Genomic DNA, 24,137 nt, shown 5'->3' on the forward strand with positions numbered 1-24,137 from the left:
CCCCCGAAGCTGGAAGGGAACTCCCGCATGTCCTGACAAAGGAGACGCCTTCGTGTCCGCCCTCGCCCGCTGGTGCCTCCGGCACCGGGTCCTCGTGGTGCTGCTGTGGGTCGCGGCGCTCGTGGGCCTCGGCACCGCCTCCCAACTGGCCGGTACCAAGACCAACGACAGCTTCTCGCTCCCCGGCACCGAGTCCACCAAGGCCATGAACCTGCTGCTGCGGTCGATGCCCGCGCAGTCGGGCGCGTCGGCCTCCGTCGTGTGGCAGGCGGACGGCGACGTCCGCGCGCCCGCCGTCGCGAACCACATGAAGACCGCGCTCGCCGGCCTCGCCCGGATGGACGGCGTCGCGACCATGACCAGCCCCTACACCCGGCAGGGCGCCCGCCAGATCAGCGCGGACGGGCACGTCGCCTACGCGTCCTTCACGTTCACGCGGCAGGAGCAAAACCTCGACAAGGAGGCCGTCCAGAAGTTCGTGGACGCCGCGCGGGCCGCGCGCGCCGACGGCCTGCGCGTCGAGGCGGGCGGCAACGCCGTCAGCGCGGTCGAGCGCGGCTCGCCGGGCAGCAGCGAGATCGTCGGCATCGTCGCCGCCGCCGTCGTGCTGTTCATCGCGTTCGGGTCGCTGATGGCGATGCTGCTGCCGATCGGGATCGCGATCGCGGGCGTCGGCACCGGGCTGATGACCGTCACGCTGCTCACGCACGTGCTGGACATCGGCGAGATCGGGCCGATCCTCGGCGCGCTCATCGGGCTCGGCGTCGGCATCGACTACGCGCTGTTCATCGTCACGCGGCACCGCGCGAACCTCAAGGCGGGCATGGACGTGCGGGCGTCCGTCGTCAACGCCGTCGAGACGTCAGGACGGGCCGTGCTGTTCGCGGGCGGCACCGTCGTGATCGCGCTGCTCGGGCTGTTCGTGCTCGGGATGAGCTTCCTCAACGGCATGGCGGTGGCGTCGGCGACGACGGTCGTGTGCACGGTCCTCGCGTCGGTGACGCTGCTGCCCGCGCTGCTCGGCCTGCTCGGACGGCGGGTGCTGAGCCGCCGCGAGCGGCGCCGTCCGGCCGGGCACGCGACCGGACGCGGTGTGTGGGCGCGCTGGGCCGGGGTCGTGGAGCGGCGGCCGGTCGTGCTGTCGGTCCTCGCGGTCGCGCTCATCGCCGTGCTGTCGTTGCCGGTGCTGTCGCTGCGGCTGGGTTCGTCGGACGCGGGCAACGACCCGGCGTCGTCCACCACCCGCAAGGCGTACGACATGCTCGCCGACGGGTTCGGCCCCGGCTTCAACGGACCGCTCCAGCTCGTCGCGGAGACCCCGGCGCCGTCCGACCGGACCGCGCTGGAGGGCCTCGCGGCCAAGCTGGAGGGGAACGCGCACGTCGCGGCGGTGAACGTGCTGCCCGCCCGGCCGGGCGCGGCGCTCGGGATCGTCCAGGTGGTGCCGAAGACGTCGCCGCAGTCCAAGGAGACCGCCGACCTCATCGGCCATCTGCGCGACCACGAGATCCCCGCCGCCGAGCGCGGGACGACGCTCCAGGTCTACGTCGGCGGCCCGACCGCGATCTTCGACGACTTCGCCGAGGTGATCACCGGCAAGCTGCCGCTGTTCCTCGGCGTGATCGTCGCGCTCGGGTTCGTGCTGCTGCTCGTCGCGTTCCGCAGCGTGCTCGTGCCGCTCACGGCCGCCGTCATGAACGTCATCGCGGCGGCGGCGTCGTTCGGGGTGGTCGTCGCGTTCTTCCAGTACGGCTGGGGATCGGACCCGCTCGGGCTCGGCGCGGCCGGGCCGGTCGAGGCGTTCCTGCCGGTGATCATGCTGTCGATCCTGTTCGGCCTGTCGATGGACTACCAGGTGTTCCTCGTCAGCCGGATGCACGAGGAATGGGTCCACACGCGCGACAACCGGCGGGCCATCGCGGTCGGCCAGGCCGAGACCGGACGCGTCATCACCGCCGCCGCCACGATCATGATCGCGGTGTTCACCGCGTTCGCGTTCGGCGGGCAGCGCGTCATCGGCGAGTTCGGGATCGGGCTCGCGGCGGCCGTCGCGCTGGACGCGTTCATCCTACGGACGGTGCTCGTCCCGGCCGTGATGCACCTGTTCGGCCGCGCGAACTGGTGGCTGCCGGGCTGGCTGGACCGGATCCTGCCGCGCGTCTCGGTGGAGGGGCCGTCCGGCGCGGACGAGCCGGAACGCCTCCAGCCCATCGGGGCCTGAACGACGCGGTGGGCCGGGAGCCGCCCGCTCCCGGCCCGCCGCCGCGTCAGGCGTCCTTGTCCTTGGCGAACGCCGCGCCGGTGGTGCGCAGCGGCGTCTCCTTGACGAGGACCGACAGGACGAGCGCCAGCACCAGCACGATCGCGCCGACGAGGAACGCCACGGTCAGCGCGCCGGTGAACCCGACCCGGAACGGGTGGGCGAGCGCGGGGTCCAGGCGGCCGAGGAACGACATGTCGTTGAAGACGCCGGAGTTCCCGGACGTGGCGGCCTTCAGCGTCGCCGCCTGGTCCGGGTGGGCGCGGGCGGCGGCCTGGAACGCGGCCGTGCCCCGCGCGTCGGCGAACGCCGTCGAGATGCGGTCGGCGACCGTCGAGTAGACGATCGACAGGAACACCGCGACGCCGAGCGTGCCGCCCATCTGCCGGAAGAACGTCGTGGACGACGTCGCCACCCCGATGTCGCGCGGCGCGACGGAGTTCTGCATCGCGAGGACGATCGTCTGCATGTTCAGCCCGAGGCCCGCGCCGACGACGAACATCCCGACGTTCACGTACGCCATGCCGGTGTCGGCCTCCAGCCGCGACAGCAGCAGCATCCCGACGACGAACAGCGCCGACCCGATGACCGGGAAGATCTTGTACCGGCCCGTCCGCGCGGTGATCTGGCCCGCCGTCATCGACAGGACGATGATCCCGAGCATCAGCGGCAGCGTGAGCAGCCCCGCCTTGGTGGGGGAGTAGCCCTTGACGAGCTGGAGGTAGAGCGGGATCAGCGTGATGCCGCCGAACATCCCGATGCCGAGGATCGCCGACTGCGTGACGCCGAGCGCGAACGTCCGGTTCCGGAACAGCCGGAACGGGAGCAGCGCGTCGTCGCCCGCGCGGTGCTCGGCGAGCAGGAACGCGACGATCCCGGCGACGCCGAGGCCGTAGCAGACGAGCGAGCCGGTGGCCGCCCAGCCCCACTCCCGGCCGCGCTCGGCGACCAGCAGCAGCGGGACCAGCGCGACGATCAGCGACGCCGCGCCCGCGTAGTCGATCCGGTGCGCCCGCGCCGCGTGCTCCAGGTGCAGGACCTTGGCGACGACGATGAGCGCGGCGATCCCGACCGGGACGTTCAGCAGGAAGATCCAGCGCCAGCCCGCGACGCCGAGCAGCTGGTCCTGGCCGGCGAGCGCGCCGCCGACGACGGGGCCGAGCACGCTGGACGTGCCGAACACCGCCATGAAGTAGCCCTGGTACTTGGCGCGCTGGCGCGGCGGGATGATGTCGCCGGTGATCGCCAGGGCGAGCGACATCAGGCCGCCCGCGCCGATGCCCTGGAACGCGCGGAACGCCGCGAGCATGTACATCGAGGTCGAGAGCGTGCAGAGCGCCGACCCGAGGATGAACACCGAGATCGCGAAGAGGAAGAACGGCTTGCGTCCGTACTGGTCGGACAGCTTGCCGTAGAGCGGCGTCGCGATCGTGGACGTGATGAGGAACGCCGTCGTCACCCACGCCTGCGCGGTGAGGCCGTCCAGGCTCTCGCCGATGCGGTAGATCGCCGTGGACACGACGGTCTGGTCCAGGGCGGCGAGGAACATGCCGAGCAGCAGCCCGGACAGGATCACGAGGATCTGGCGGTGGGAGTACCCGGTGCGCTCGGGCGCGGTCGGCGCCGCGCCGATGCCGGGTTGGACGGGTTCCGCCGGCGGGGCGGTGTCGGTCGTCATGGTCGGGTCCTCTCGATGCGCCGCCGGGACCGGCGGGCAGGGCGGATGGGTCGAGCGGGGAGGGAGCCGCGCACGGCGGCCCGGACGGCCGGACGGTCAGGGGGTCCGGGGCCGGTCGGGGGCGTGCGGCGAGACGGCCTTTTCTAGCATAAACGTGTATGACACAGACAACTAATTAACCAGGGGCGGCCCGCCCGGTCCAGGAGTACTTCGGTCACCTCTGAGTGAGAGCGCCTTCACCGCCCGTGTCCAAAAGTCCGGTCGCTGGCCCGGATTCGTGCCGCGTGATATTTCAGGGGGCGAGAGGAAGGGGACTCGATGGGGCTTGCGATCTGCGTGTTCTGCGCGTCCAGCAGCAAGATCGATCCGCGGCATGTGGAGCTGGCCGCGCAGGTCGGGGCCGAGATCGCGCGGCGCGGGCACAGCCTCGTCAGCGGCGGCGGCACCGTCTCGTGCATGGGCGCGGTCGCGCGCGGCGCCCGCGACGGCGGCGCGCGGACGGTCGGCGTCATCCCCGAGGGCCTGCTGGCGTACGAGATCGCCGACCAGGCCAGCGAGGAGCTGATCGTCACGCCGGACATGCGCAGCCGCAAGGGCGAGATGGACCGGCGCAGCGACGCGTTCCTCGTCCTGCCCGGCGGCATCGGGACGCTGGAGGAGCTGTTCGAGATCTGGACGGCCCGCACGCTCGGGATGCACGAGAAGCAGCTCGTCATCCTCGACCCGACCGGCGTCTACGACCCGCTGCGCGAGCTGATGGTCCGGCTCACCGACGAGGGTTTCGCCCGGCCGAAGATCTTCGACGCGATCGGCTGGACGGCGTCGCTGGACGAGGCGTTCGACCTGCTGGAGCGGTCGCCCGTCCGGATCGAGCCGACCCCCGAGGACTACGCCGAGGCCGAGCCCTGATCGGTCAGGCCAGGCCGCGCACGGTGTAGGCGGGCGGCCGGGTGCCGCGCACGGACGCGACCATGTCCAGGACGTCCCGGACGTCCTGCGCCCCCGGATCGGGCACCCGGAAGTACCGGACGCCGAGCCAGGCGTACACCGCGACCTCGGCGAGCAGTTCGGGCCCGTCCGGCGCTGGCGTGACGACGACGGGCGCGCCCGCCGCCACGAGTTCCCGGACGAGCCCGGCGGGCGGGCGCTCGCCCGCGTCCGCCGCGCCCGCGGGCGCCGGCGCCCCGGACGGGAGCAGGCGGTCGTCGTGCGGTTCCATGCCCTCGATCGTCGCACAGGGCGGCCGGCGGCGTGTGGCACGATCGTCGGTGCAGGAGCCGACAGATCGGAGCGTCGCAGTGATCGTGGTCATCGTCCTGGCCTGCGCGGTCGTGCTGGGAGCGGTCGTCGTGCTCGCCGCCGGGCGGGGCGGGGAGCTGGCGCCGCCGCAGCCCGACTACGCCCGGCTGCCCTACCCGGAGGACTACCCGGTCACCGGCGCCGAGGTCGCCGCGACCCGGCTGCCGCGCTCGGTGTTCGGCTACCACCCGGCCGCGACCGAGCAGGCCCTCGACCGGTACGCGGCGGCGCTGTCGGAGCGGGACGCGCGGCTGGCGTCGCTCCAGGGCCAGGTGACCGAGCTGCGGACGCGCCTGCGGGACGACGATCCGCCCTACGCGCTGGACGACTGACCCCGCCGAGACGAGAAGTCCTTCTCGATTTCGCTTGTCCGCTTCGCGGTGCACGGACCAAGATGAGAGGAACTTCTCGCATCGGGGGTGCGCGTGCGCGTTCGGGTCGTCCTGGTCATCGCGGCGTTCACGATCGTCATGGCGGGGCCCAATCTGCCGACCCCGCTGTTCCCGTACTACCGGACGGCGCTCGGGCTCAGCGCCTTCGGCCTGACCGCGCTCGTCGGCGTGTACCTCGTCGCGCTGGTCGCCGTCCTGCTGTCGGCCGTGTGGTTCGCGCGCCGGTTCTCGCCGCGCGCGCTGGTCGCGGGCGGCCTGGTGCTCGCGGCGGCCGGGGACGCGTTCCTCGCCGTCCCGCCGTCGGTCGCCGCGCTCGCGGCCGGACGGGTGCTGCACGGCGTCGCGGTCGGCGTCGCGACGGGCGCGGTCGCGGTGCTGCTCCGCGAGCACGGCACCCTGCGGAACGGGTCGCTGCCCGCGCTGTGCGCGCTGCTCGGCTCGGCGGCGGGGACGGCGTTCACGGCCGTCCTCGCGCAGTACCTCCCGTGGCCCCGGACGCTGGCCTACGTCGCGCACGCCGTCCTCGCGCTGGCCTGCGCCGCCGCGCTGTCGGCCGTGCGGGCGCTCGGGGAGCCGCGGCGCGCCGACGCCGGACGGTCGGCGGGCGGCGCCGTCGTCCGGCCCGGCGAGCTGGCCCGGTTCTGGTCGGCATGCGCGGCGGGCGTCGCCGCGTGGGTGACGGCGGGGCTCGTCGTCGCGCTGGTGCCGAGCTACGCCGTCCTGCTGCTGCACGCCACGAACCTCGTGGTGGTCGCGTCGCCGGTCGTGGTGTTCCTCGTCGCGGCGTGCTTCGGCTCGGTCGCCGCGGGCCGCCGTCCGCCGCGCACCGAGTTCACCGTCGCGCCCGCGCTGATGGCGGCGGGGCTCGCGCTGACGGCGCTGTCGGGTCCGTGGCGCTCGACGGCCGTGCTCGTCGTGGGCGCGCTGCTCACCGGGGCCGGGCAGGGCCTGGCGTTCCGGGGCGGCTTCGCGGTCGCGCTGACGCTGTCGGCCCCGGCGCGGCACGGTGTCGCGGCGTCCCGGTACAACGCGGGCGCCTATCTCGGGGCGGCGGTGACGGCGCTCGGGATGGGCCTGCTCGTCGGCCGGATCGGGCTGGACGACGCGTTCCGCTGGGCCGCCGTGCTGTTCGCGGCCGGCGCGGTGCTGTTGGCCGTCGTGGCGCGGCGGCTGTTCCCCGGGCCGGCGGGCGGGACCGCGCCCGAACCGGCGGGCTAACCGGCGTTCTGCCAGGCTCCGAGCAGGGACGCGGTGAGCGTGGTCGCGATGCGCTCGGGCGTCCAGCCGGGGCCCGCGGTGAGGTCGGCGATGACGCGCTCGTCGAACACGGTGATCCACAGCAGGATCGCGTAGTCGAGGTCCTGGGCGGGGATCGTCCCGGCGTCCACCAGCTCCCGCACGACCGGGGCGAGCCCGGCGTGCAGCGCCGACGTCGGCGGGTCCCCGGCCGCGACGCGCTCCAGGAACCCCTCGGGCCGCCGGATGCGGGTGGACGCGCGGCCCCACTGGACGGCGAGGCGCACCCAGCGCTCGCCGATCAGGCGCAGCCGGTCCAGCCCGTGGTGGCGGTCGGAGACGTCGTTCAGCTCGGCGACCAGCTCGCCGATGAGGCGGGTGTGGAACTCGCGGTGCACGTCGTGGACGGACGCGAAGTGCCGGTACACCGTGGCCGTCGCGACGCCGCTCGCCCGCGCGAGGTCGGGGAGGCTGAACGCGGTGCCGCGGTCGGCGAGCAGTTCGCCCGCCGCGTCCAGGAGGCGGTCCCGCGTGCGGGCGGTGTCGCGGCGCAGCGGTGCGGTGATCATGAGCCCCCTCGGACGGTGTTACGCAGAGAATAACTTCTCACATTCACTGTTACAACGAGAATAAGTTCTCACCTCTCGTCTTGACCCGTTCCAGGGCGCTGCCGATGATCGTGCGCAACTTGGGAAGTTCTTCCCATGTCGTTCCTTCCCGATCGCCGGACCCGCTCCGCCCGCCGCGGCCGGGTCCTCCCGATGAGAGGACGTCCCGCCATGACCCAGCCCCTGACCCCGCTCTCCACCCGGCCCGCCCCGCTCGTCGACCCCCGTCCGTTCGCGACCGGGACGCCCGCCGCCCGGCAGTCCGCCACCGCCCACCGCGTCTACGAGGCGCTGATCGCGATGTGGTCCACCGGCGTCATCGAGGCCGGGCACGACCTCGGCCTGTTCGAGCGCCTCGCCACCGGGCCCGCCACCGTCCCCGAGCTGGCCGCCGACCTCGGCGCCGACCCGCGCGCGACCCGCGTGCTGTGCGACGCGCTCGTCGTCTACGGCGTGCTGGAGCGCGGCGACCACGGCCGGTTCGCCATGCCCGCCGACATCGCCGCCTGCCTGCTCGCCGACGGCCTCTACAGCCTCGCCGGCAAGATCTTCTACGACCGGACCGTCGCGTGGGACGCCTGGCGCGGCCTCGCCGACGCCGTCCGGCGCGGCCCGGTCGACGCGCACGGCGACGACCAGGCCAACCAGATCTCCGACGTCGACTACGAACAGCTCACCGGCGGGATCAACTTCTGGGCCCCGCCGATCGCCGAACTGCTCGCCGGATGGCTGCGCGACGCCGGCTGGGACGCGCGGCCGGGCCGGACGGTCCTGGACGTCGGCTGCGGCACCGGCATCTACAGCCACCTGCTGCTCCAGGCGTTCCCCGGCGCGACGAGCACGGGGCTGGAGGCCGCGCGGATCGTCCCGATCGCGGACCGGCAGGCCGGCCTGCTCGGCGTGGCCGACCGGTTCACCGCGACCGCCTGCGACTTCATGTCCGACCCCTGGCCGTCCGGCGTGGACCTCGCGCTGTTCGTCAACATCTTCCACCTCCAGCACCCCGCCGCCGCCCGGCGGCTGCTGGCCCGCTCCGCCGCCGCGCTCGCCCCCGACGGCGTGCTGTGCGTCGTCGACCACATCGTGGATCGCGAAGGGCCGCTCGACAGCCCGCAGGACCGGTTCGCGCTGCTGTTCGCCGCGTCGATGCTCGCGACGGGCGGCGGCGGGGCGCACGCGCTCGCCGACTACGACCTGTGGCTCGCCGGGGCCGGGCTGCGCCGCGTCGCCCTGCTGGACGCGCCCATGCACCGCGTCCTGTTCGCCGCGCGCGCCGACGCGGCCCTGCCGTTCCGCATGGATGGGGCGGGCCGGTGAGAGCGCCGGAGCGCCGGCGGGTGCTGCCCGCCGAGGCCGCCGTCGCCGCGGGCGAGCGGGGCGGGCTGCACCGCCGCCTCGGCCGCCGCGACCTCACCGCGATGGGCGTCGCGACGATCGTCGGGTCGGGCATCTTCGTCATGACCGGCGTCGCCGCCGCGACCAAGGCCGGTCCCGCGATCACGCTGTCGTTCCTGCTGGCCGGCGTGATCTGCCTGCTCGTCGCGCTCTGCTACAGCGAGCTGGCCGCGATGGTGCCGGTGTCGGGCAGCGCCTACACCTACACCTACGCGACGGTGGGGGAACTGCCCGCGTTCCTCGTCGGCTGGAACCTGCTGCTGGAACTCGTCGTCGCCGGGGCGGCCGTGTCGATCGGCTGGTCGGGGACCGTCCGGGCGCTGCTGGACTCGCTGTTCGGCGTGACGCTGCCCACGGCGATCAGCGCCGCGCCCCAGGCGGGCGGCGTCGTGGACCTGCCCGCCGTCCTCGTCATCGCGGCGGTCGTCGCCGTGCTGGTCGGCGGCGTCCGGCTGACGGCCCAGGTCACCACGGTCCTCGTCCTGGTGACCCTCGGGGTCCTCGCCACGGTCGTCGTCGTGGGCGGCGCGCACGTCCATCCCGGCAACTGGACGCCGTTCACCCCGTTCGGCGCGCACGGGATCGTGTCCGGCGCGGCGCTGGCGTTCTTCGCCTTCCTCGGGTTCGACGTCGTCGCGACCTCGGCGGAGGAGAGCCGCCGCCCGCGCCGCGACCTGCCGTTCGCGATCATCGCGACGGTCGGCATCGCGACCGTGCTGTACGTGCTGGTCGCCGCCGTCCTGACCGGCGTCGCGCCGTACGCGTCGCTGAACGACCCGGCCCCGGTCGCGACGGCGTTCAAGGCGTTCGACGCGGGCTGGATCGGGGACGTCGTGCTCGCCGGGTCGGCGGTCGCGCTGACCAAGGGCCTGCTGATGATCGTCTACGGGCAGTCGCGGCTGGTGTTCGCCATCTGCCGGGACCGGCTGCTGCCGCCCGCGCTGGCCCGCACCACGCGGACGGGCGCGCCGCTGCGGATCACGGTGCTGCTCGGCGTCGTCGCCGCGTTGATCGCCGGGTTCGTCCCGATCGACATCGTCGCCGAGCTGGTCAACATCGGCGGGCTGTTCGCGTTCGCGGTCGTCAGCGCCGGGGTGCTGCTGCTGCGGGTCGTCGATCCCGGGCGCGAGCGGCCGTTCCGGACGCCGTTCGTCCCGGTCGTGCCGGTGCTCGCCCTCGCCGGGTGCGTCCTGCTCGCCACCACCCTCGCGGGGCTCACCTGGCTCCGCTTCGCGGTGTGGCTCGTCGCGGGCGTCGTCGTGTACGCCGCCTACGGACGCCGCCGCTCCCGGCTCGCCGTCCCCGCCGTCGTCCGGCCGCCCGCCGAACCCGCCCCCGCCGGAAGTGAGGCCTGAATGTCCGACCTGGCCGACATGGAACCGCTCGCCGCGATGTACCCGCAGGACGTGGAGTTCGCGGTGATCTCCGAGATCCGCGACGCCGCCCTCCAGGCCCTCGCGCCCGACGTCGCCGACTTCCTGGAGGGCGGCGCGGGCGAGGAGGTCACGCTGCGCGCCAACCGGACGGCGTTCGGACGCTGGGGCGTGCGGCCCCGGCCGATGAGCGGGGTCAGCGCGCCGAGCACCGCGACCACGCTCCTCGGCCTGCCGCTGGAGCTGCCCGTGCTCACCGCCCCGTTCGGCGGCGACGCGCTGTTCCACGAGCAGGGGCACCTCGCCGTCGCTCGCGCCGCCGCCGCCTCCGGGGCGGTCGCGATCGTCCCGGAGGCGGGCACGTTCTCCTACGAGCGGGTCGCCGAGACCGCGCCGGACGCCGCCCGCATCGCGCAGATCCACCCGTTCGACCACTTCGACGTGGTGGCCGAGCGCATCCGCGACGCCGGATACGCGGCGCTGTGCGTCACCGTTGACTGCCCGACGGCGGGGTTCCGGGTGCGCAACCGCGTCAACCGGTTCGCGCCCGACCTGACGTACTTCGCCGGGAACCTCGTCGGCGAGGGCACGCCGGACGTCGCCGAGATGTTCGGCCGGCTCGTCAGCCACGACAGCCCCGCCTGGGACTGGGACTGGCTCGCCGCCGCCACCGGCCGGTGCGGGCTGCCGTGGATCGCCAAGGGCGTCCTCACCGCCGAGGCGGCCGGGCACGCGCTGGCGGCGGGCGCGTCCGCGCTGGTGGTCTCCAACCACGGCGGCCGACAGACCGACCCCGCGCCCGCCGCGCTGGACGCGCTGCCCGAGGTCGTCGCGGAGGTCGGCGGACGCGTGCCGGTCCTGTTCGACAGCGGGGTCCGGTCCGGCGCGGACGTGTTCGTCGCGCTCGCGCTCGGCGCGGACGCCGTCGTCATCGGCCGGCTCGCCGCCTACGGGCTGGCCGCCGGCGGCGAGACCGGCGTCCGCCGCGTGTTCGAACTGCTCGCCGAGGAACTGCGCACGCTGATGATCCTCGCCGGGGTGCCGGACGTCGCGTCGTTCACCCCGGACCTGGTGGCGCGGTGCGACCGGTGACCGCGCCCCGCTTCGCCGCGTACACGACGGGCGGCGGCGTCGTCGCCACCGCCGGGATCGCCGCGCTCGACCCCGCGACCCTGCGTCCCCTGCACGACGACTTCGCCGGGCAGGCGCGCTGGACGCTCGCCCGCCTGGACGCGGTCCTCGCCGAGGCGGGGGCAGGGGACCTGCTCCGCGTCGAGTGCTTCCTCGCCGACCGGTCCCTGTTCGCCGCCTGGAACGACTGCTTCGCCGCGCATTTCGGGGCGCGCGCCCCGGCCCGCACGACGCTCGTCTGCGGACTCCCCGTCGCCGGGCTCCTCATCGAGCTGCAGGCGCTCGCCGCACTCCCGCACGACAACGGAAGGAACGCGACATGACCACCGAGACCACGACCCAGTCCACCACCGGAGCCCGGCTGCGCCTGCCCGACCTGCTGGAGGGCCCGACCGCCGCGCAGCTCGTCGTCGCCGCCGACGACCTCGGCTGGTGGGCGCGGCTGCTGAACGGCGCGGGCTCCGTCGTCCCCGCGACCCGGCTCCAGCGGTCCCTGGCCCGCGCGCTGGAGCGCGTCGGCTGGCTCGCCGCCGCCCCGGACGGCAGCTTCCGGCTGACCCCCGACGGCGTCGAGATCGCCTTCAACCGGGGCTTCGTGCGCGTCGCGGTCCGCGGCTGGGAGCCGACGTTCCGCGTCCTCGGCGAGCGGGCCGCCACCGACGACGTCATCCCCGCCCGCACCGATCCGGCGGCCGTCGCGCGCGGCTGCACCGACATCGCGCGGCGCAGCCCCGCCACGATCGCCGCCATCGCCGCGCGCATCGCCGCCGACCCCGTGCCCGGCACCACGCTGGACCTCGGCTGTGCCGACGGCGGACGGCTCCAGGCCATCGGCGCGCTCGCCCCGGACGAGCGGCTGGCCGGGGTGGACATCGAGGCGGGCGTCATCGCCGACGCCCGCGCCCGCCTGGCGGCCGGGGACCTCGCCGGGCGGTTCCGGCTGCTCGCCGGGTCCGTCCAGCCCGGCGACGGCCCGCCGCCCTGGCTGGACGACGACCTGCGGGAGAACGTCACCACCGCGATGACGTTCTTCCTGCTCCACCAGCTCGCCAGCGACGGCGGCGGCATCGCGGCCGTCCTCGGCGCGTGGACGGACTGGTTCCCGAACCTGCGCCGCCTCGTCGTCGGCGACGTCATGCTGTCGTCCGGCGAGGGCTGGCACGAGCAGCCCTGGTTCGCGCCGACCTTCGAGATCTACCACGAGCTGACCGGCGTGCGGATCTGGCGGGACGAGGAGTACCGCGACGCCTACACGAGCCTCGGCTGGCGGGTCGCCGAACGCCACGACGGCGACCACCCGATCGTCGTGACGTCCGTCCTGGAGCGGTGACCGCGCCGCCCGACCTGCTCGATCCCCCTGAAATCCCCGATCCCTGACGGCCCGGCGCGGCGCGGCGACGGCCCCGCCGCGCCGCGCCGGGCCGGTTCTGTCGGGGGCGTGCGGTAGAACGGGGCGGTGAGTATCGCGGTCGTGGGTCTGGACGGGTTGGCGCGGTGTCCGTGGGGATTGTCCGCGCCGGATTATGTGGCATACCACGATGAGGAGTGGGGTCGGCCGGTTCGCGACGACCGGGGATTGTACGAGCGGATGTGCCTGGAGGCTTTCCAGTCCGGGCTTTCCTGGTTGACGATTCTCCGCAAGCGCGCGGGTTTCCGGGCCGCTTTCGCGGGGTTCGATCCCGAGCGGGTGGCCGCGTTCGGGCCCGCCGACGAGGCCCGGCTGATGGCGGACGCGGGGATCGTCCGGAACCGCGCCAAGATCCAGGCGACGATCGCCAACGCCCGCGCCGCGCTGGACCTGCCCGGCGGGCTCGGCGCGTTCCTGTGGCGCTTCGCCGACCCGGACGCGCCCGCGCCGAAGACCACGGCGGACGTCCCGGCGATCACTCCGGCGTCCACGGCCATGGCCAAGGAGCTGAAGAAGAACGGGTTCCGGTTCGTCGGCCCGACGACCGCCTACGCGCTGATGCAGGCGTGCGGGCTGGTCGACGACCACCTGACCGGTTGCCACCGGCGCGGCGCGTACCGCTGAGCGACGGTTCCCGGCGGCGCCGGCCGGGCAGGGGGAGACCGCCACGGGAACCTCGGGAGGCTCATGCGACACGCGCCGCTTCGTCCGGCCGTCCCGCCGCGCGCCCCGGCGTCCGGACGGACGAGCCCGTCCGGCCGTCCGTTCCCGCCGGACCGGCCCCGCCCCGGCGCCCGGCCGCCGACCCGCCCGCGCCCGTCGGCGGCCGTCCGCGCCGGACGTTCGCGCGGGGGTTCGGGTGTGCACGGAGACAGGGGAGAGGCCGGCGGGACGGCGGAGATCAGGGCTCGGGCGGCGCCCGCGGTGCGTCCCACCTGCGGTCGGCCCGCCAGGGCGGCGGGTTTCGGTCACCGCGGCCCGGCGCATCCGGACGGGGCGGAACCCGGCCCGGCCGGGCGGCGATACGGCCGCGCGGCCCTTTCGCGCGGGCGCGCGGCGATTCCGCGCCGCCTTTTCCCGAAACCGTGCGGGTTCCGGCATGCCGGTGAAGATGATCGCCGCACTGAACGAACAGCGGCGAAGGCCCCCGCATGTGGGCAGTCTTCCTATCTGGCGGCTGATCGTTACCACTTCGCGCCCGGAAGACGAGATAATGGGCTTACTGAAGACGCGGATGCGAGACAGGCGGCCACGCGGCCTACGGTGCCCCGAGGACCCGCGGCCCTAGGCAGGAAGGGGATGCACGCATGGCGGCGATGAAGCCGCGGACGGGAGACGGTCCGCTCGAAGTGACCAAGGAGGGCCGCGGGATCGTCATGCGCGTCCCCCTGGAGGGCGGCGGGCGCCTCGTCGTCGAGCTCTCCGCCGACGAGGCCAAGGACCTGGGCGAGGCGCTCGCGCAGGTCGTGGGCTGACGGCCCGGCACAGCGCGCGGTGACGGCCCCGGCGGCGTGTTCCGGCCGGGGCCCTCGTCATGTCCGGCTCCACCTTCCAGCACAGGGAGTTCACCGATGCCCATCGAGACGCGGGTCGAGGCCCGGGGCGGGCTGCTGTCGCAGGCCGACGCGGACCTGTTCGCCGTGCCCGTCCCGGCCGGGGCCGCCGCGCCGGACGCCGAGATCGCCGCGTCCCTGCCGTTCACGCTGGACGAGCTGCTGACGCTGCACCAGGCCAAGGGCGAGCCGGGCGAGATCGTCGCGACGCCCGTCCGGATCGGCGACCGCGTCCGTGAACTGCTGCTCTACGGCGTCGGCGCGGCGACCCCCGCGGACCTGCGCCGGGCGGGCGCGGCGCTGGCCCGCCGCGCGCGGGGCCGGGCGTCGCTGGCGGCCGGGGTCCCGGCGGGCGATCTGGCGGCGTTCGTCGAGGGCGCGCTGCTGGCCTCGTACGGGTTCTCGATCGGCAAGCCGCCGTCCCGGCCCGCCGCCGGGACGATCTTCGTGCTGACCGAGGCGGGTCCGGAGGCGGCGGCGGACGCGATCGCGCTCGGCACCGTCCGCGCCCGCGCGACGGCCCTCGCCCGCGACCTCGCGAACACGCCGTCGGGCGAGAAGGGGCCGTCGTGGCTGGCGGCCCGCGCGACCGAGATCGGCGCCGAGTCCGGCCTGACGGTCCGGGTCCGGGACGAGAAGGAGCTGGCCGAAGGCGGTTTCGGTGGCCTGCTCGCGGTCGGCGGGGGCTCGGCGCGCCCGCCGCGCCTGGTCGAGCTGACCTACGACCCGGGCGACGCCGACCGGCACGTCGTGCTCGTCGGCAAGGGCATCACGTTCGACACCGGCGGGCTGTCGCTCAAGCCCGGCCCGGCGATGACCACGATGAAGACGGACATGGCGGGCAGCGCGGTCGTGCTGGGCGTGCTGAGCGCGCTGCGCGACCTCGGCGTCCGGACGCGCGTGACGGGCCTGCTCGCGATCGCCGAGAACATGCCGTCCGGGTCGGCGATGCGCCCGAGCGACGTGATCACGCACTTCGGCGGGACGACGTCGGAGGTGCTGAACACCGACGCCGAGGGACGGCTCGTCCTCGCCGACGCGCTCGCCTACGCCGACGCCGAGCTGGACCCGGACGCCCTGATCGACGTCGCGACGCTCACCGGCGCGGCGAAGGTCGCGCTCGGCCTGAAGTACGGGGCTCTGTTCGCCAGCGACGACGCGCTGGCGGACGCCCTGGTCGCGGCCGGGGACGCGGCGGGCGAGCCGCTGTGGCGGCTGCCGCTGGACGAGGAGTACCGGCCCGCGATCGAGTCCGACGTCGCCGACGTCGCCAACATCGGCCGTCCCGGCTACGGCGCGGGCGCGACCACGGCCGCGCTGTTCCTGCGCGAGTTCACCGGCGGCCGGACCTGGGCGCACCTGGACGTCGCGGGGCCCGGACGGTCCGGCTCCGACGACGGGGAGATCAGCAAGGGCGCGACCGGTTACGCGGTGCGGCTGCTGCTGTCCTACCTGGCCGCCTGACCGGAAAACCTGGTGCGTTCCGGGCACCGGGTTTCTTAGGGTGAGCCGCCATGACCAGGCTAGAAACGGTGGACCCGTCCGACGACCGGCAGTACGCGGAGTTCTACGCGGCCTACGCCGCCGCCTACGCGGGGACGCTCGTCCCGCTGTGGACGGCACGGGAGAAACGCGTCCATCTCCAACCCGATCCCTACGAACCGTATACGGCGCTGTTCGCCCGCGACGACGACGGACGGCCCGTCGGCGGCGGCAGCGTCACCCTGCCCCAGCGCGACAACCGGGAGTTCGCCTACGCGGAGGTGTGGACGGTCCCGGGCCGCCGCCGCGAGGGCCACGCGACGGCCGTGCTGGACGCGCTGGAGGACATCGCCCGCCGTGCCGGCCGCTCGACCGTGTTCATGGAGGCCACCTCGCCGCTGGACGACGACCACCCGGCGCCGGTCGCGTTCCTGGAGAAGCGCGGCTACATCTTCGACATGCGCGACGCCGTCCGGGAGCTGCCGCTGCCCGCCGAGCTGCCCGCGCCGTCGGGCGACCCGGCGTACCGGCTGGAGAGCTGGCACGGCCGCGTCCCGGACGACCGGCTGGAGCAGTACGCGGCGCTGCGGCGGCTGATCGTCTCGGAGGCCCCGCAGGGCGACGCCGGGCTGGAGGACCAGTTCTGGGACGCCGAGCGGGTGCGGTCCGAGCAGGACCGGCGGGAGCGGCAGGGCCGCGACTTCTGGATCACCGTCGCGGTCGCGCCGGACGGGACGCTCGCCGGGCACACCGACCTCGTGCTGCCCGAGGGCTCGGCCGACGCGTTCCAGTGGGACACGCTCGTGCTGCGCGAGCACCGGGGCCACGGCCTCGGGCTGGCGATGAAGCTCGCGAACATGCACGCCGCCGCCGACGACCTCGCGGGACGCCGCGCGATCATCACCTACAACGCCGCCGCGAACCGGCACATGATCGCGGTCAACGAGGCGATGGGCTACCGGCAGGTGGCGTGGGTCGGCGAGTACGTCAAGAAGATCTAGCGAGCCGGGCGGTCAGCTCGTCCAGCAGCGCCGCGCCGAACGGGCCGTCCGGCGCGACCAGCGTGACGAGCGTCAGCCCGGCGCCGACCAGGACGGCGTCGTGCGGGACGAAGCGGAAGCCGCGCGCGTAGGGGTCGTCCAGGGCGGTGACGCGCAGGGACGGCGCGGGGCACGGCTGGTACATGACCATCAGCGGGCCCTCGCCGTCCGGGCCGGGGGCGTAGCCGTCCTCGTCCCAGGCGGCGATCATGGCCTCGTCCCGGGCGAACAGGACGTTCCCGGCGCTCTCCGGCAGCGGGTCGGCGTCGCGCAGGGGGCGGAACGGCCCGACGCCCAGCTCGGTGCCGTCGGCCGCGACCTCCTCCACGGCGACCCGCAGGTCCGGCCAGCGGGCGGCGAGCCCGGCCGCGAACGCGCGGACGCGCTCGGCGACCGGCCCGGGGACGAACAGCACGGTGTCGTGTCCGGTGATCATGCGGGCGTCCATCCCGAGGTCGGGCCGAAGTAGCGGGAGTCGGACCGGGGGACGTGGATGCCGCCCGGCGTCTTGAAGATGTGCGCGCCGCGCCCGCCCTCGATGGGCACCAGCGCGGACTTCGGCACCTGCGCCTCCATCACGTACTCCGACTTCTCCCTCGTGATGCCGAGCTTGCTCTTGAACGCGCCGGGCTCGGTGAGGTCGGCCGGGCTCTTGGTCGTCCAGAACGGCCCGGGGCCGTGCTTGGACGCGCCCTCGCGCACGTGGTACGGGTCCGAGCTGCTGATGCCGTTGTACCCCTTCTTGTCGGTGTAGTGGTACACCGTGACCTTCTCCTCGCCGCCGTCCTGCCCGCCCTTGAGGCCGAGCGGGTCGAGCCAGGTCAGCGGGTTCGGGACGTAGGCGTGCGGGTTCAGCGCGGCGGCGAGGCCGAGCGGGTCGGCGCTGAGGTAGTTCCCGCCCTCGGGGTCGTAGTAGCGGTGGTGGTTGTAGTTCAGCCCGCTCTCGGCGTCGTGGTACTGGCCGGGGAAGCGGAGCGGGCAGTCGTCGCCGCCGGACGCGCCCGCGCCCCACAGCGTCGTGCGCGGCGCCCCGGCGACGGCCCCGGCGGGGTCGACGAGTTCGGCGGGCGTCCCGACGGCGTCGGCGACGATCGCGCGGAACCGCTTGTCCACCCACTGCTGCGGCGCGTCGCGGGCCGGGCTCCGGTCGGTCTGGGCGAGCGGCGCGAAGCTCGCCGGGTCGTGCTCCCAGACCGTCCCGGAGCGCAGATAGGCCCCGTGCTCGGGCGACCAGACCTGGCGGACCTGCTCGGCGACGACCAGGCCGTCCCAGACGAAGTCGGTGCGCTCCTCGACGCCGGCCCCGTCCGGGGTGAGGCGCTCCTTGCGGACGCGGCGGCCGAGCGCGTCGTAGCGGTAGCGCCAGCGGCGGCCGTCCGGGGTGGTGACGCCGGTGAGCCGGTCGGCGGAGTCCCAGGTGAACCGCCAGGTCAGCGGCTTGCCGGAGAGGCGGGCGCGCTGGCGGAGCGTGACGCGGCCGTGCGCGTCGTGCTCGTAGCGGACGCTCCCGGCGCGGCGCAGCAGCGTCCCGGCGTGCTCGCGCTCGCCGCCGTCGCCGCCGGGGATCTCGGCGCGGGCGATGTTGCCGAGGCCGTCGTAGGCGTAGCGCTCGGTTCCGGCGCGGCCCTGGACGGCCGTGACGCGGTCCAGCGCGTCGAGCGCGAAGCTCCGGTCGCCGGTGAGGCGGTCGTGGACGGCGCCGACCGTGCCCGTGGGCCGCCGCGTGTAGGCCCGGTGCTGGAGCAGGCGCGGTTCGGCCGGGCCGTTGGCGCCCCAGAGCGTCTGCGCGGCGAGCCAGCCGCCGTCGTCCCACTGCTGGGTGAGGATCGCGCCCGCGCCGAGGTCGCGGCGCACCTCGCGGCCCGCCGCGTCGTAGTGGAAGCGCAGCGCGCCGCCCGCCGCGTCGAGCCGGACGGGACGGCCCGCCGCGTCGAACGTCCACGCGCTGCGCGACCCGCCCGGCAGCTGCCGCGCGATCCGCCGTCCGGCCGGGTCGTAGGCGCTGCGGACGGCGTGCCCGTCGCAGGTCTCGGCCACCACGCGGCCGAGCGCGTCCCGCTCGAACCGGACGTCGGCGTCGGCGTTCGCCGCGCGGACGAGGTAGCCCGCCGGGTCGTAGGCGAACGTCGCGACGCCCTCGGGCGCGTGCTCCTCGACCACGTCGCCGAGCGCGTTCCGGACGAACCGGATCGTCTCCCCGAGCGCGTTCGTCCGGGCCGTGAGCTGACCGGCGACGTCGTACTCGGACGTGACCGTGCGGCCGTTGAAGTCCGTCTCGGCCACGATGTCGCCCGCCGCGTCGCGCGTGTACCGCCAGGTCCGGCCGTCCGGCGCGGTGACCTCGGTGATCCGCAGCTCGGCGTCGTAGGCGAACGTCGTGCGCGCCCCGGACGGGTCGGTCTGCGCGACCGGTGTGCCGAACGGGCCGTACTCGGTGACGGTCGTGCGGCCCTCGGCGTCGGTGTAGCCGGTGACATTGCCCTCGGCGTCGTACGTCCACCGCTCGGTCGCGCCGTCCGGGCCGCGCCGCCACGCCGCGCCGTGCGCCCGCGTCCAGCCGTAGCGGGTCTCGCGGCCGAGCGGGTCGGTCTCGGTCTCCGGGCGGCCGAGCGGGTCGTAGGACGTGCGGCGTTCGGCGCCGTCCGGGCCGGTCACCGCGACGGGCAGGCCCGCCGCGTCGCAGCGGACGAGCGTCACGTTGCCCAGCGGATCGGTCAGGCGCGCCACATTGCCGCGCTCGTCACGTTCGGCCCGCGTCGTGGCACCGGCCGGATCGGTCACCGCGACGACATTGCCGCGCTCGTCGTACGCGCGCCGCCACACCGCGCCGCCCGGTTCGGTCACCTCGACCGGCAGGTTCAGGTCGTTGTAGACGGCGGTCATCGTCGCGCCGTCCGGCCGGGTCACCGACGTGAGGTTGCCGCGGTCGTCGTAGCCGAACCGGGTCGTGCGGCCGAGCGCGTCGGTGCGCGCGGTGAGGCGGTCCAGGCCGTCCCACTCCGACCGGATCGTCCCGCCGCGCGGGCCCGTCTCGGCGACGACGCGCAGCGCCTCGTCGTACCGGTACGTCGTGGCGTGCCCGAGCGCGTCGGTGACGACGGTCTCGCCGGGGGAGTAGGCCAGCCGGACGTCCAGGAACCCGCCCGTGCCGGACGCGGCGACCGCGCGGTCGCCGTCGTACTCGTAGCGGTAGTGGTGGCCGAGGCGGTCGTCCCAGCGGGTGAGGCGGTGCTCGTCGTCGTAGGCGAACCGCAGCGGCAGGCCGGACTCGTCGATCACCTCGGCGAGCAGCCCGGCCGCGTCGTAGCGGTAGCGGGCGAGCGTGATCTCCTCCGGCCCGCAGATCAGGCGCAGCGCGGTGATGCGCCGGTCGTCCGGACGGTCGGCGTCCACCGGCGCGGTATCGACGGCGATGGCATAGCCGCCCGAGTGCCGGATCTCGGTGAGGACGCCGTCCGCGCGGACCAGGTCCACCCGGTTGCCGTTGCGGTCGGTGACGGCCGTCAGCGGCAGCGCCGACCAGCCGTGCTCCGCGCCCGGCGCGGGGAAGTGCAGCGTGCGGCCCGTGCGCGGATCGGTCAGCGTGTATCCGCCGGACGACGTGAGCGTCAGCGGCCACTGCGGGCCCTCCGCCGGGCGGAACTCGATGTTCGGCAGCAGCGCCTGCGGATAACGCAGGATCATTCCATCGGCGGCCAGGAACGTCACGCCGTCGGCGTCCGGTTCGAGCCGCTGGTCCAGCGTGGACGCCCACGAGACGCCGAACAGCCCGCCGTCGCGGTACCGGGACAGGTGGGAGCGTTCCACCTCGAACGGGAGCGCTCCGGGCAGCGTCACGTCGGTCTGCGTGAACAGGACCTCGCCGGTGACGACGTCGATCGGGTCCTTCGTCGTCGTCCGGCTCTGCCGGTCGCGCGCCGTCTCCCGGCCGCCCTGCCGCCGCCGCTGCGGCGTCTCCTGCCCGCCCTTGCGCTTCGGCCGGCCCGGTCCGCCGCCGCCCCGCTTCGCGCCCTTCGGCGCGCGGAACGACCGCTCGGCCATCTTCCCGAAGATGCCGCCCGCGGCCTTCCCGCCGCCGCGAGGCCGCGTGCCGGTGCCGCCGCGCCGCCGTGCCATCCGTGCTCCCCTCGTCCGCCGCCGGATTCTAACGTGACCGAAACGTGACGCGGAGCCGACCAATCCGGGAGCCGCGCGGCTCCGAATCCCCTGCATGACCCACCAGGGAAGCCGCGTCGCCGCGCTGACGGCGGGACTCGTCGCCGGGGCCGCCGGGCTCGGCGCCGCGCAGCTCGCCGCCGCGTTCGTCCGGCCGCAGTCCGCGCCGCTCATCGCGCTCGGCGGCGCCGGGATCGACCGGACGCCCGAATGGCTCAAGCACTGGGCCATCCGGCAGTTCGGGACGCACGACAAGCAGGTGCTGCTCGGCTCGATGCTCGTCGGCGCCGGGATCGTCGCGGCGCTGCTCGGGCTGCTCGCGCGGACGCGTCCCCGGCTCGCCGGCGCGCTGCTCGGCACGCTGGCGGTCGCGGGGGCCGCCGCCGCGCTGACGCGGCCGGACGCCGGGCCGGTGGACGCGCTGCCGGTCCTGCTCGGCGCGGCGACGGCCGCCGGAGTCGTCGCCGTCCTGCTCCCGGCCGCCGCGCGCGCGGCGCCGGGGGACCGCCGGTCCTTCCTCGCGCTCGCGGGCGGCGCCGCCGCGCTCGCGGCCGGGAGCACGCTGCTCGGACGGTCGCTCGCGGGCCGCAAGAGCGTCGCCAAGGCGCGCGCCGCGACCCGGCTGCCCGCCCCCGCCCGGCCCGCGCCGCCGCTGCCCAAGGCCGCCGACCTGCGGATCCGCGGGCTCACCCCGTTCACCACCCCGAACCGGGACTTCTACCGCGTGGACACCGCGCTCGTCGTGCCGCAGGTCGACCCGGCCGACTGGAAACTGCGGGTCCACGGCCTCGTGGACCGTCCGCTGGAGATCACCTTCGACGAGCTGCTGCGGCGCCCGCTGCTCGAAGCGGACGTCACGCTGACCTGCGTCTCCAACGAGGTCGGCGGCGAGTACGCGGGCAACGCGCGCTGGCTCGGCGCGTCCCTGGCCGACCTGCTGCGCGAGGCGCGGGTGAGGTCCGGCGCGGACCAGGTGTTCAGCCGGTCCGCCGACGGGTTCACCGTCAGCACCCCGCTCGACGCGCTCATGGACGGCCGGGACGCGCTGCTCGCCGTCGCGATGAACGGCGCGCCGCTGCCCGTCGGGCACGGCTTCCCCGCCCGCATGGTCGTCCCCGGCCTGTACGGCTACGTCTCGGCGACCAAGTGGGTCGTGGACCTCAAGGTGTCCCGGTTCACCGACGACCGGGCGTACTGGACCGAGCGCGGCTGGGCCGACCACGGGACCGTCCGGACGATGGCGCGGATCGACCTGCCGCGTCCGTCCGCCGACGTGAAGGCGGGCCGGATCGTCGTCGCGGGCGTCGCGTGGGCGCAGCACCGGGGGATCTCGGCCGTCCAGGTCCGCGTGGACGACGGCCCCTGGCGGACGGCGCAGCTCGCGCCCGTCCCGAACACCGATACCTGGCGGCAGTGGGTCCTCGAATGGGACGCCGTCCCCGGACGGCACCGCATCGAGGCCCGCGCCGTGGACGGCACCGGAGCCGTCCAGTCCGGAGATAACGCCGACCCGTTCCCCAACGGGGCGACGGGCTGGCACCAGACCACCGTCACCGTTCACCGAAACTAGGAGACACAATGAAGTACGGCATCGTCGCGCTGGTCCTCGGCCTGTCCGTCAGCCTCACGGCCTGCGGCAGCGACGACGGCGACGCGAAGACGGGCGGCACCGTGAGCCCTTCGGGCAGCCCGTCGATGAGCCATTCGCCGATGACGGACCACTCGATGACCCCGATGAAGAGCGGTGACCCCATGAAGAGCCACGAGCCCATGAAGAGCGGGGACCCGATGAAGAGCCACGAGCCGATGGAGGGCCACAGCATGGAGCCCGGCGGCAAGTGAGACCGTCGCCCGCCGCGTCCCCGCGCCGCCCCGGCGGCGCGGGGGACCCGGCCGCGCTCCTCGCGCGCACCGCGCGCGGGGACGAGGACGCCTTCGCGCAGCTCTACGACCTCGTCTCCGGGCCGGTCTACGGGCTCGTCCTGCGGGTCGTGCGCGACCCCGCGCAGGCCGAGGAGGTCGCGCAGGAGGTGCTGGTCGAGGTGTGGCGCACCGCCGCCCGCTACGACGCCGAGCGGGGCGGCGCCCTGGCGTGGATCATGACGCTGGCGCACCGCCGCGCCGTGGACCGCGTCCGCTCCGCGCAGGCCGCCGCCGACCGGGAGGAACGCGCCCACCGCGCGGACGGCCCCGCGTTCGACGCCGTCAGCGAGGAGGTCGAAGGACGGCTGGAGCGCGAACGCGTCCGCCGCTGCCTGGACGGGCTCACCGAGATCCAGCGCGAGTCCGTCACGCTCGCCTACTACGGCGGGCATACGTACCGCGAGGTCGCCGAACTGCTCGGGACGTCCCTCGGTACCGTGAAGACGAGAATGCGCGACGGCCTGATCCGGCTGCGCGACTGCCTGGGAGCGGGATCATGACCGACGCCGTCCACGGGCTCGCCGGCCCGTACGCTCTGGACGCGCTCGGACCCGACGAGCGCCGCGACTTCGAACGCCACCTCGACGGGTGCGCCGTGTGCGCCGCCGAGGTCGGGGAGCTGGCGGCGACCGCCGCGCGGCTCGGCGCCGCCGCCGCGCGTCCGGCGCCCCCCGCGCTGCGCGACCGCGTCCTCGCCGAGGCCGCCCGCACCCGGCAGGCCCCGCCGCGCCTGCCCGCCGCCCGCGCGCGGCGGCTGCGGCGGATCGTCCCGGCGCTCGCGGCGGCGGCGTGCCTCGTCCTCGCGACCGGGCTCGGCGTCGGCTGGTACCAGGCCGACCGGCGCGCGGAGCACGCCGAGGCCAGTTCGCACATGATGGCCGACATGATGTCCGCGCCGGACGCCCGGACGGTCGCCGGATCGGTCACGACGGGCGGGCACGGCATGGTCGTGGTGTCCCGCGACCGGGACGCGGCCGTCGTCATGCTCAGCGGCCTGGACAAGGCCCCCGCCGGACGCACCTACGCCGTGTGGCTCATGGGCGACGGCGCGCCCCGTCCGGCCGGGCGGATGCGCGTCGCCGACAAGCCCGCGATGATCCACGGCCTCGGCCGCGCCACCGGCATCGGCGTCACCGTCGAGCCGATGGACGGGTCCGCCGAGCCCGCCGGACCGGAGATCTTCACGGCTCACTGGACGGGCTGA

At 74.9% G+C, this 24,137-nt stretch carries 22 protein-coding genes; 17 read left to right on the top strand and 5 right to left on the bottom strand.

The genetic code is table 11. The annotated features are described in order from the left end of the window. Positions 1-52 precede the first annotated feature (52 nt). Positions 53-2,221, top strand: coding sequence for an MMPL family transporter (locus GQ466_RS03860; RefSeq protein ID WP_161101360.1), 2,169 nt, complete (start codon positions 53-55; stop codon positions 2,219-2,221). Between the two features lie 46 nt (positions 2,222-2,267). Here GQ466_RS03860 and GQ466_RS03865 read toward each other — a convergent pair whose 3' ends face one another. After that, a complete protein-coding gene (locus GQ466_RS03865; protein WP_161101361.1) occupies positions 2,268-3,938 on the bottom strand; it encodes an MDR family MFS transporter in 1,671 nt (556 codons plus the stop codon). A 318-nt stretch (positions 3,939-4,256) separates the two neighbouring features. Here GQ466_RS03865 and GQ466_RS03870 point away from each other — a divergent pair, with 318 nt between their 5' ends. Then, positions 4,257-4,847, top strand: a complete 591-nt coding sequence (locus tag GQ466_RS03870; RefSeq protein ID WP_161101362.1) for an LOG family protein — start codon at positions 4,257-4,259, stop codon at positions 4,845-4,847. 4 nt (positions 4,848-4,851) lie between these two features. Here the strand turns inward: GQ466_RS03870 and GQ466_RS03875 are convergent, their stop codons facing one another. Beyond that, entirely contained in the window at positions 4,852-5,157 is a 306-nt protein-coding gene (locus GQ466_RS03875; RefSeq protein ID WP_161101363.1) for a hypothetical protein, read from the bottom strand. Between the two features lie 79 nt (positions 5,158-5,236). Between GQ466_RS03875 and GQ466_RS03880 the strand changes: the two genes are divergently transcribed. Together GQ466_RS03880 and GQ466_RS03885 are read left to right on the top strand one after the other, a co-directional pair. Next, positions 5,237-5,569, top strand: coding sequence for a DivIVA domain protein (locus GQ466_RS03880; protein ID WP_161101364.1), 333 nt, complete (start codon positions 5,237-5,239; stop codon positions 5,567-5,569). Between the two features lie 93 nt (positions 5,570-5,662). After that, complete coding sequence (locus GQ466_RS03885) at positions 5,663-6,847, top strand: MFS transporter (protein WP_161101365.1); 1,185 nt, start codon at positions 5,663-5,665, stop codon at positions 6,845-6,847. Here GQ466_RS03885 and GQ466_RS03890 read toward each other — a convergent pair. Further along, the gene (locus GQ466_RS03890; RefSeq protein WP_161101366.1) at positions 6,844-7,434 is read right to left on the bottom strand and encodes a TetR/AcrR family transcriptional regulator; all 591 of its coding nucleotides are present in this window, start codon (positions 7,432-7,434) and stop codon (positions 6,844-6,846) included. The genes GQ466_RS03885 and GQ466_RS03890 overlap by 4 nt on opposite strands. Before the next feature lie 210 nt (positions 7,435-7,644). Here GQ466_RS03890 and GQ466_RS03895 point away from each other — a divergent pair, with 210 nt between their 5' ends. From GQ466_RS03895 to GQ466_RS03935, 9 genes are all read left to right on the top strand, one after another. Further along, positions 7,645-8,790: a class I SAM-dependent methyltransferase gene (locus GQ466_RS03895; RefSeq protein ID WP_161101367.1), complete on the top strand. Its 1,146-nt coding sequence runs from the start codon at positions 7,645-7,647 to the stop codon at positions 8,788-8,790. Beyond that, on the top strand, positions 8,787-10,223 hold the full coding sequence (locus tag GQ466_RS03900) for an amino acid permease (protein ID WP_202419957.1): 1,437 nt from the start codon (positions 8,787-8,789) through the stop codon (positions 10,221-10,223). The genes GQ466_RS03895 and GQ466_RS03900 overlap by 4 nt, the downstream gene beginning before the upstream one ends. Continuing rightward, entirely contained in the window at positions 10,224-11,333 is a 1,110-nt protein-coding gene (locus GQ466_RS03905; protein ID WP_202419958.1) for an alpha-hydroxy acid oxidase, read from the top strand. Then, a complete protein-coding gene (locus tag GQ466_RS03910) occupies positions 11,330-11,695 on the top strand; it encodes a Rid family hydrolase (protein WP_161101369.1) in 366 nt (121 codons plus the stop codon). Before GQ466_RS03905 ends, GQ466_RS03910 begins: the two co-directional genes overlap by 4 nt. Next, positions 11,692-12,702: a class I SAM-dependent methyltransferase gene (locus GQ466_RS03915; RefSeq protein WP_161101370.1), complete on the top strand. Its 1,011-nt coding sequence runs from the start codon at positions 11,692-11,694 to the stop codon at positions 12,700-12,702. The genes GQ466_RS03910 and GQ466_RS03915 overlap by 4 nt, the downstream gene beginning before the upstream one ends. A 126-nt stretch (positions 12,703-12,828) precedes the next feature. Further along, a complete protein-coding gene (locus GQ466_RS03920; RefSeq protein ID WP_161101371.1) occupies positions 12,829-13,404 on the top strand; it encodes a DNA-3-methyladenine glycosylase I in 576 nt (191 codons plus the stop codon). A gap of 683 nt (positions 13,405-14,087) precedes the next feature. Then, on the top strand, positions 14,088-14,255 hold the full coding sequence (locus GQ466_RS03925) for a DUF3117 domain-containing protein (RefSeq protein ID WP_103563961.1): 168 nt from the start codon (positions 14,088-14,090) through the stop codon (positions 14,253-14,255). A 96-nt stretch (positions 14,256-14,351) separates the two neighbouring features. After that, complete coding sequence (locus GQ466_RS03930) at positions 14,352-15,797, top strand: leucyl aminopeptidase (RefSeq protein ID WP_161101372.1); 1,446 nt, start codon at positions 14,352-14,354, stop codon at positions 15,795-15,797. Between the two features lie 50 nt (positions 15,798-15,847). Continuing rightward, positions 15,848-16,816 carry a GNAT family N-acetyltransferase gene (locus GQ466_RS03935; protein WP_161101373.1) on the top strand — a complete coding sequence of 323 codons (969 nt, stop codon included), beginning with the start codon at positions 15,848-15,850 and terminating at the stop codon, positions 16,814-16,816. Here the strand turns inward: GQ466_RS03935 and GQ466_RS03940 are convergent. Together GQ466_RS03940 and GQ466_RS32210 are read right to left on the bottom strand one after the other, a co-directional pair. Further along, positions 16,803-17,291: a hypothetical protein gene (locus tag GQ466_RS03940; protein ID WP_161101374.1), complete on the bottom strand. Its 489-nt coding sequence runs from the start codon at positions 17,289-17,291 to the stop codon at positions 16,803-16,805. The two genes, GQ466_RS03935 and GQ466_RS03940, sit on opposite strands and share 14 nt — an antisense overlap. Then, positions 17,288-20,971, bottom strand: coding sequence for a DUF6531 domain-containing protein (locus GQ466_RS32210; protein ID WP_161101375.1), 3,684 nt, complete (start codon positions 20,969-20,971; stop codon positions 17,288-17,290). Before GQ466_RS32210 ends, GQ466_RS03940 begins: the two co-directional genes overlap by 4 nt. 94 nt (positions 20,972-21,065) lie before the next feature. Between GQ466_RS32210 and GQ466_RS03950 the strand changes: the two genes are divergently transcribed. Genes GQ466_RS03950 through GQ466_RS03965 form a run of 4 tightly spaced genes read left to right on the top strand, consistent with a single transcriptional unit; the run spans position 21,066 to position 24,137 of the window. Continuing rightward, the gene (locus GQ466_RS03950; RefSeq protein WP_161101376.1) at positions 21,066-22,580 is read left to right on the top strand and encodes a molybdopterin-dependent oxidoreductase; all 1,515 of its coding nucleotides are present in this window, start codon (positions 21,066-21,068) and stop codon (positions 22,578-22,580) included. 8 nt (positions 22,581-22,588) lie between these two features. Continuing rightward, a complete protein-coding gene (locus GQ466_RS03955; protein ID WP_161101377.1) occupies positions 22,589-22,852 on the top strand; it encodes a hypothetical protein in 264 nt (87 codons plus the stop codon). Then, positions 22,849-23,433, top strand: a complete 585-nt coding sequence (locus tag GQ466_RS03960; protein ID WP_161101378.1) for an ECF RNA polymerase sigma factor SigK — start codon at positions 22,849-22,851, stop codon at positions 23,431-23,433. The genes GQ466_RS03955 and GQ466_RS03960 overlap by 4 nt, the downstream gene beginning before the upstream one ends. Further along, the gene (locus GQ466_RS03965; RefSeq protein ID WP_161101379.1) at positions 23,430-24,137 is read left to right on the top strand and encodes an anti-sigma factor; all 708 of its coding nucleotides are present in this window, start codon (positions 23,430-23,432) and stop codon (positions 24,135-24,137) included. Before GQ466_RS03960 ends, GQ466_RS03965 begins: the two co-directional genes overlap by 4 nt.

Source organism: Actinomadura rayongensis (assembly GCF_009831215.1).
GTDB classification, from domain to species: Bacteria; Actinomycetota; Actinomycetes; order Streptosporangiales; family Streptosporangiaceae; genus Spirillospora; species Spirillospora rayongensis.

Bases quoted from the DNA above. Each gene is read 5' to 3' on its own strand.
- GQ466_RS03865 (WP_161101361.1), bottom strand. From the start codon at position 3,938: ATGACGACCGACACCGCCCCGCCGGCGGAACCCGTCCAACCCGGCATC.
- GQ466_RS03870 (WP_161101362.1), top strand. From the start codon at position 4,257: ATGGGGCTTGCGATCTGCGTGTTCTGCGCGTCCAGCAGCAAGATCGAT.
- GQ466_RS03875 (WP_161101363.1), bottom strand. From the start codon at position 5,157: ATGGAACCGCACGACGACCGCCTGCTCCCGTCCGGGGCGCCGGCGCCC.
- GQ466_RS03890 (WP_161101366.1), bottom strand. From the start codon at position 7,434: ATGATCACCGCACCGCTGCGCCGCGACACCGCCCGCACGCGGGACCGC.
- GQ466_RS03895 (WP_161101367.1), top strand. From the start codon at position 7,645: ATGACCCAGCCCCTGACCCCGCTCTCCACCCGGCCCGCCCCGCTCGTC.
- GQ466_RS03905 (WP_202419958.1), top strand. From the start codon at position 10,224: ATGTCCGACCTGGCCGACATGGAACCGCTCGCCGCGATGTACCCGCAG.
- GQ466_RS03915 (WP_161101370.1), top strand. From the start codon at position 11,692: ATGACCACCGAGACCACGACCCAGTCCACCACCGGAGCCCGGCTGCGC.
- GQ466_RS03925 (WP_103563961.1), top strand. From the start codon at position 14,088: ATGGCGGCGATGAAGCCGCGGACGGGAGACGGTCCGCTCGAAGTGACC.
- GQ466_RS03930 (WP_161101372.1), top strand. From the start codon at position 14,352: ATGCCCATCGAGACGCGGGTCGAGGCCCGGGGCGGGCTGCTGTCGCAG.
- GQ466_RS03935 (WP_161101373.1), top strand. From the start codon at position 15,848: ATGACCAGGCTAGAAACGGTGGACCCGTCCGACGACCGGCAGTACGCG.
- GQ466_RS03940 (WP_161101374.1), bottom strand. From the start codon at position 17,291: ATGATCACCGGACACGACACCGTGCTGTTCGTCCCCGGGCCGGTCGCC.
- GQ466_RS32210 (WP_161101375.1), bottom strand. From the start codon at position 20,971: ATGGCACGGCGGCGCGGCGGCACCGGCACGCGGCCTCGCGGCGGCGGG.
- GQ466_RS03950 (WP_161101376.1), top strand. From the start codon at position 21,066: ATGACCCACCAGGGAAGCCGCGTCGCCGCGCTGACGGCGGGACTCGTC.
- GQ466_RS03955 (WP_161101377.1), top strand. From the start codon at position 22,589: ATGAAGTACGGCATCGTCGCGCTGGTCCTCGGCCTGTCCGTCAGCCTC.
- GQ466_RS03965 (WP_161101379.1), top strand. From the start codon at position 23,430: ATGACCGACGCCGTCCACGGGCTCGCCGGCCCGTACGCTCTGGACGCG.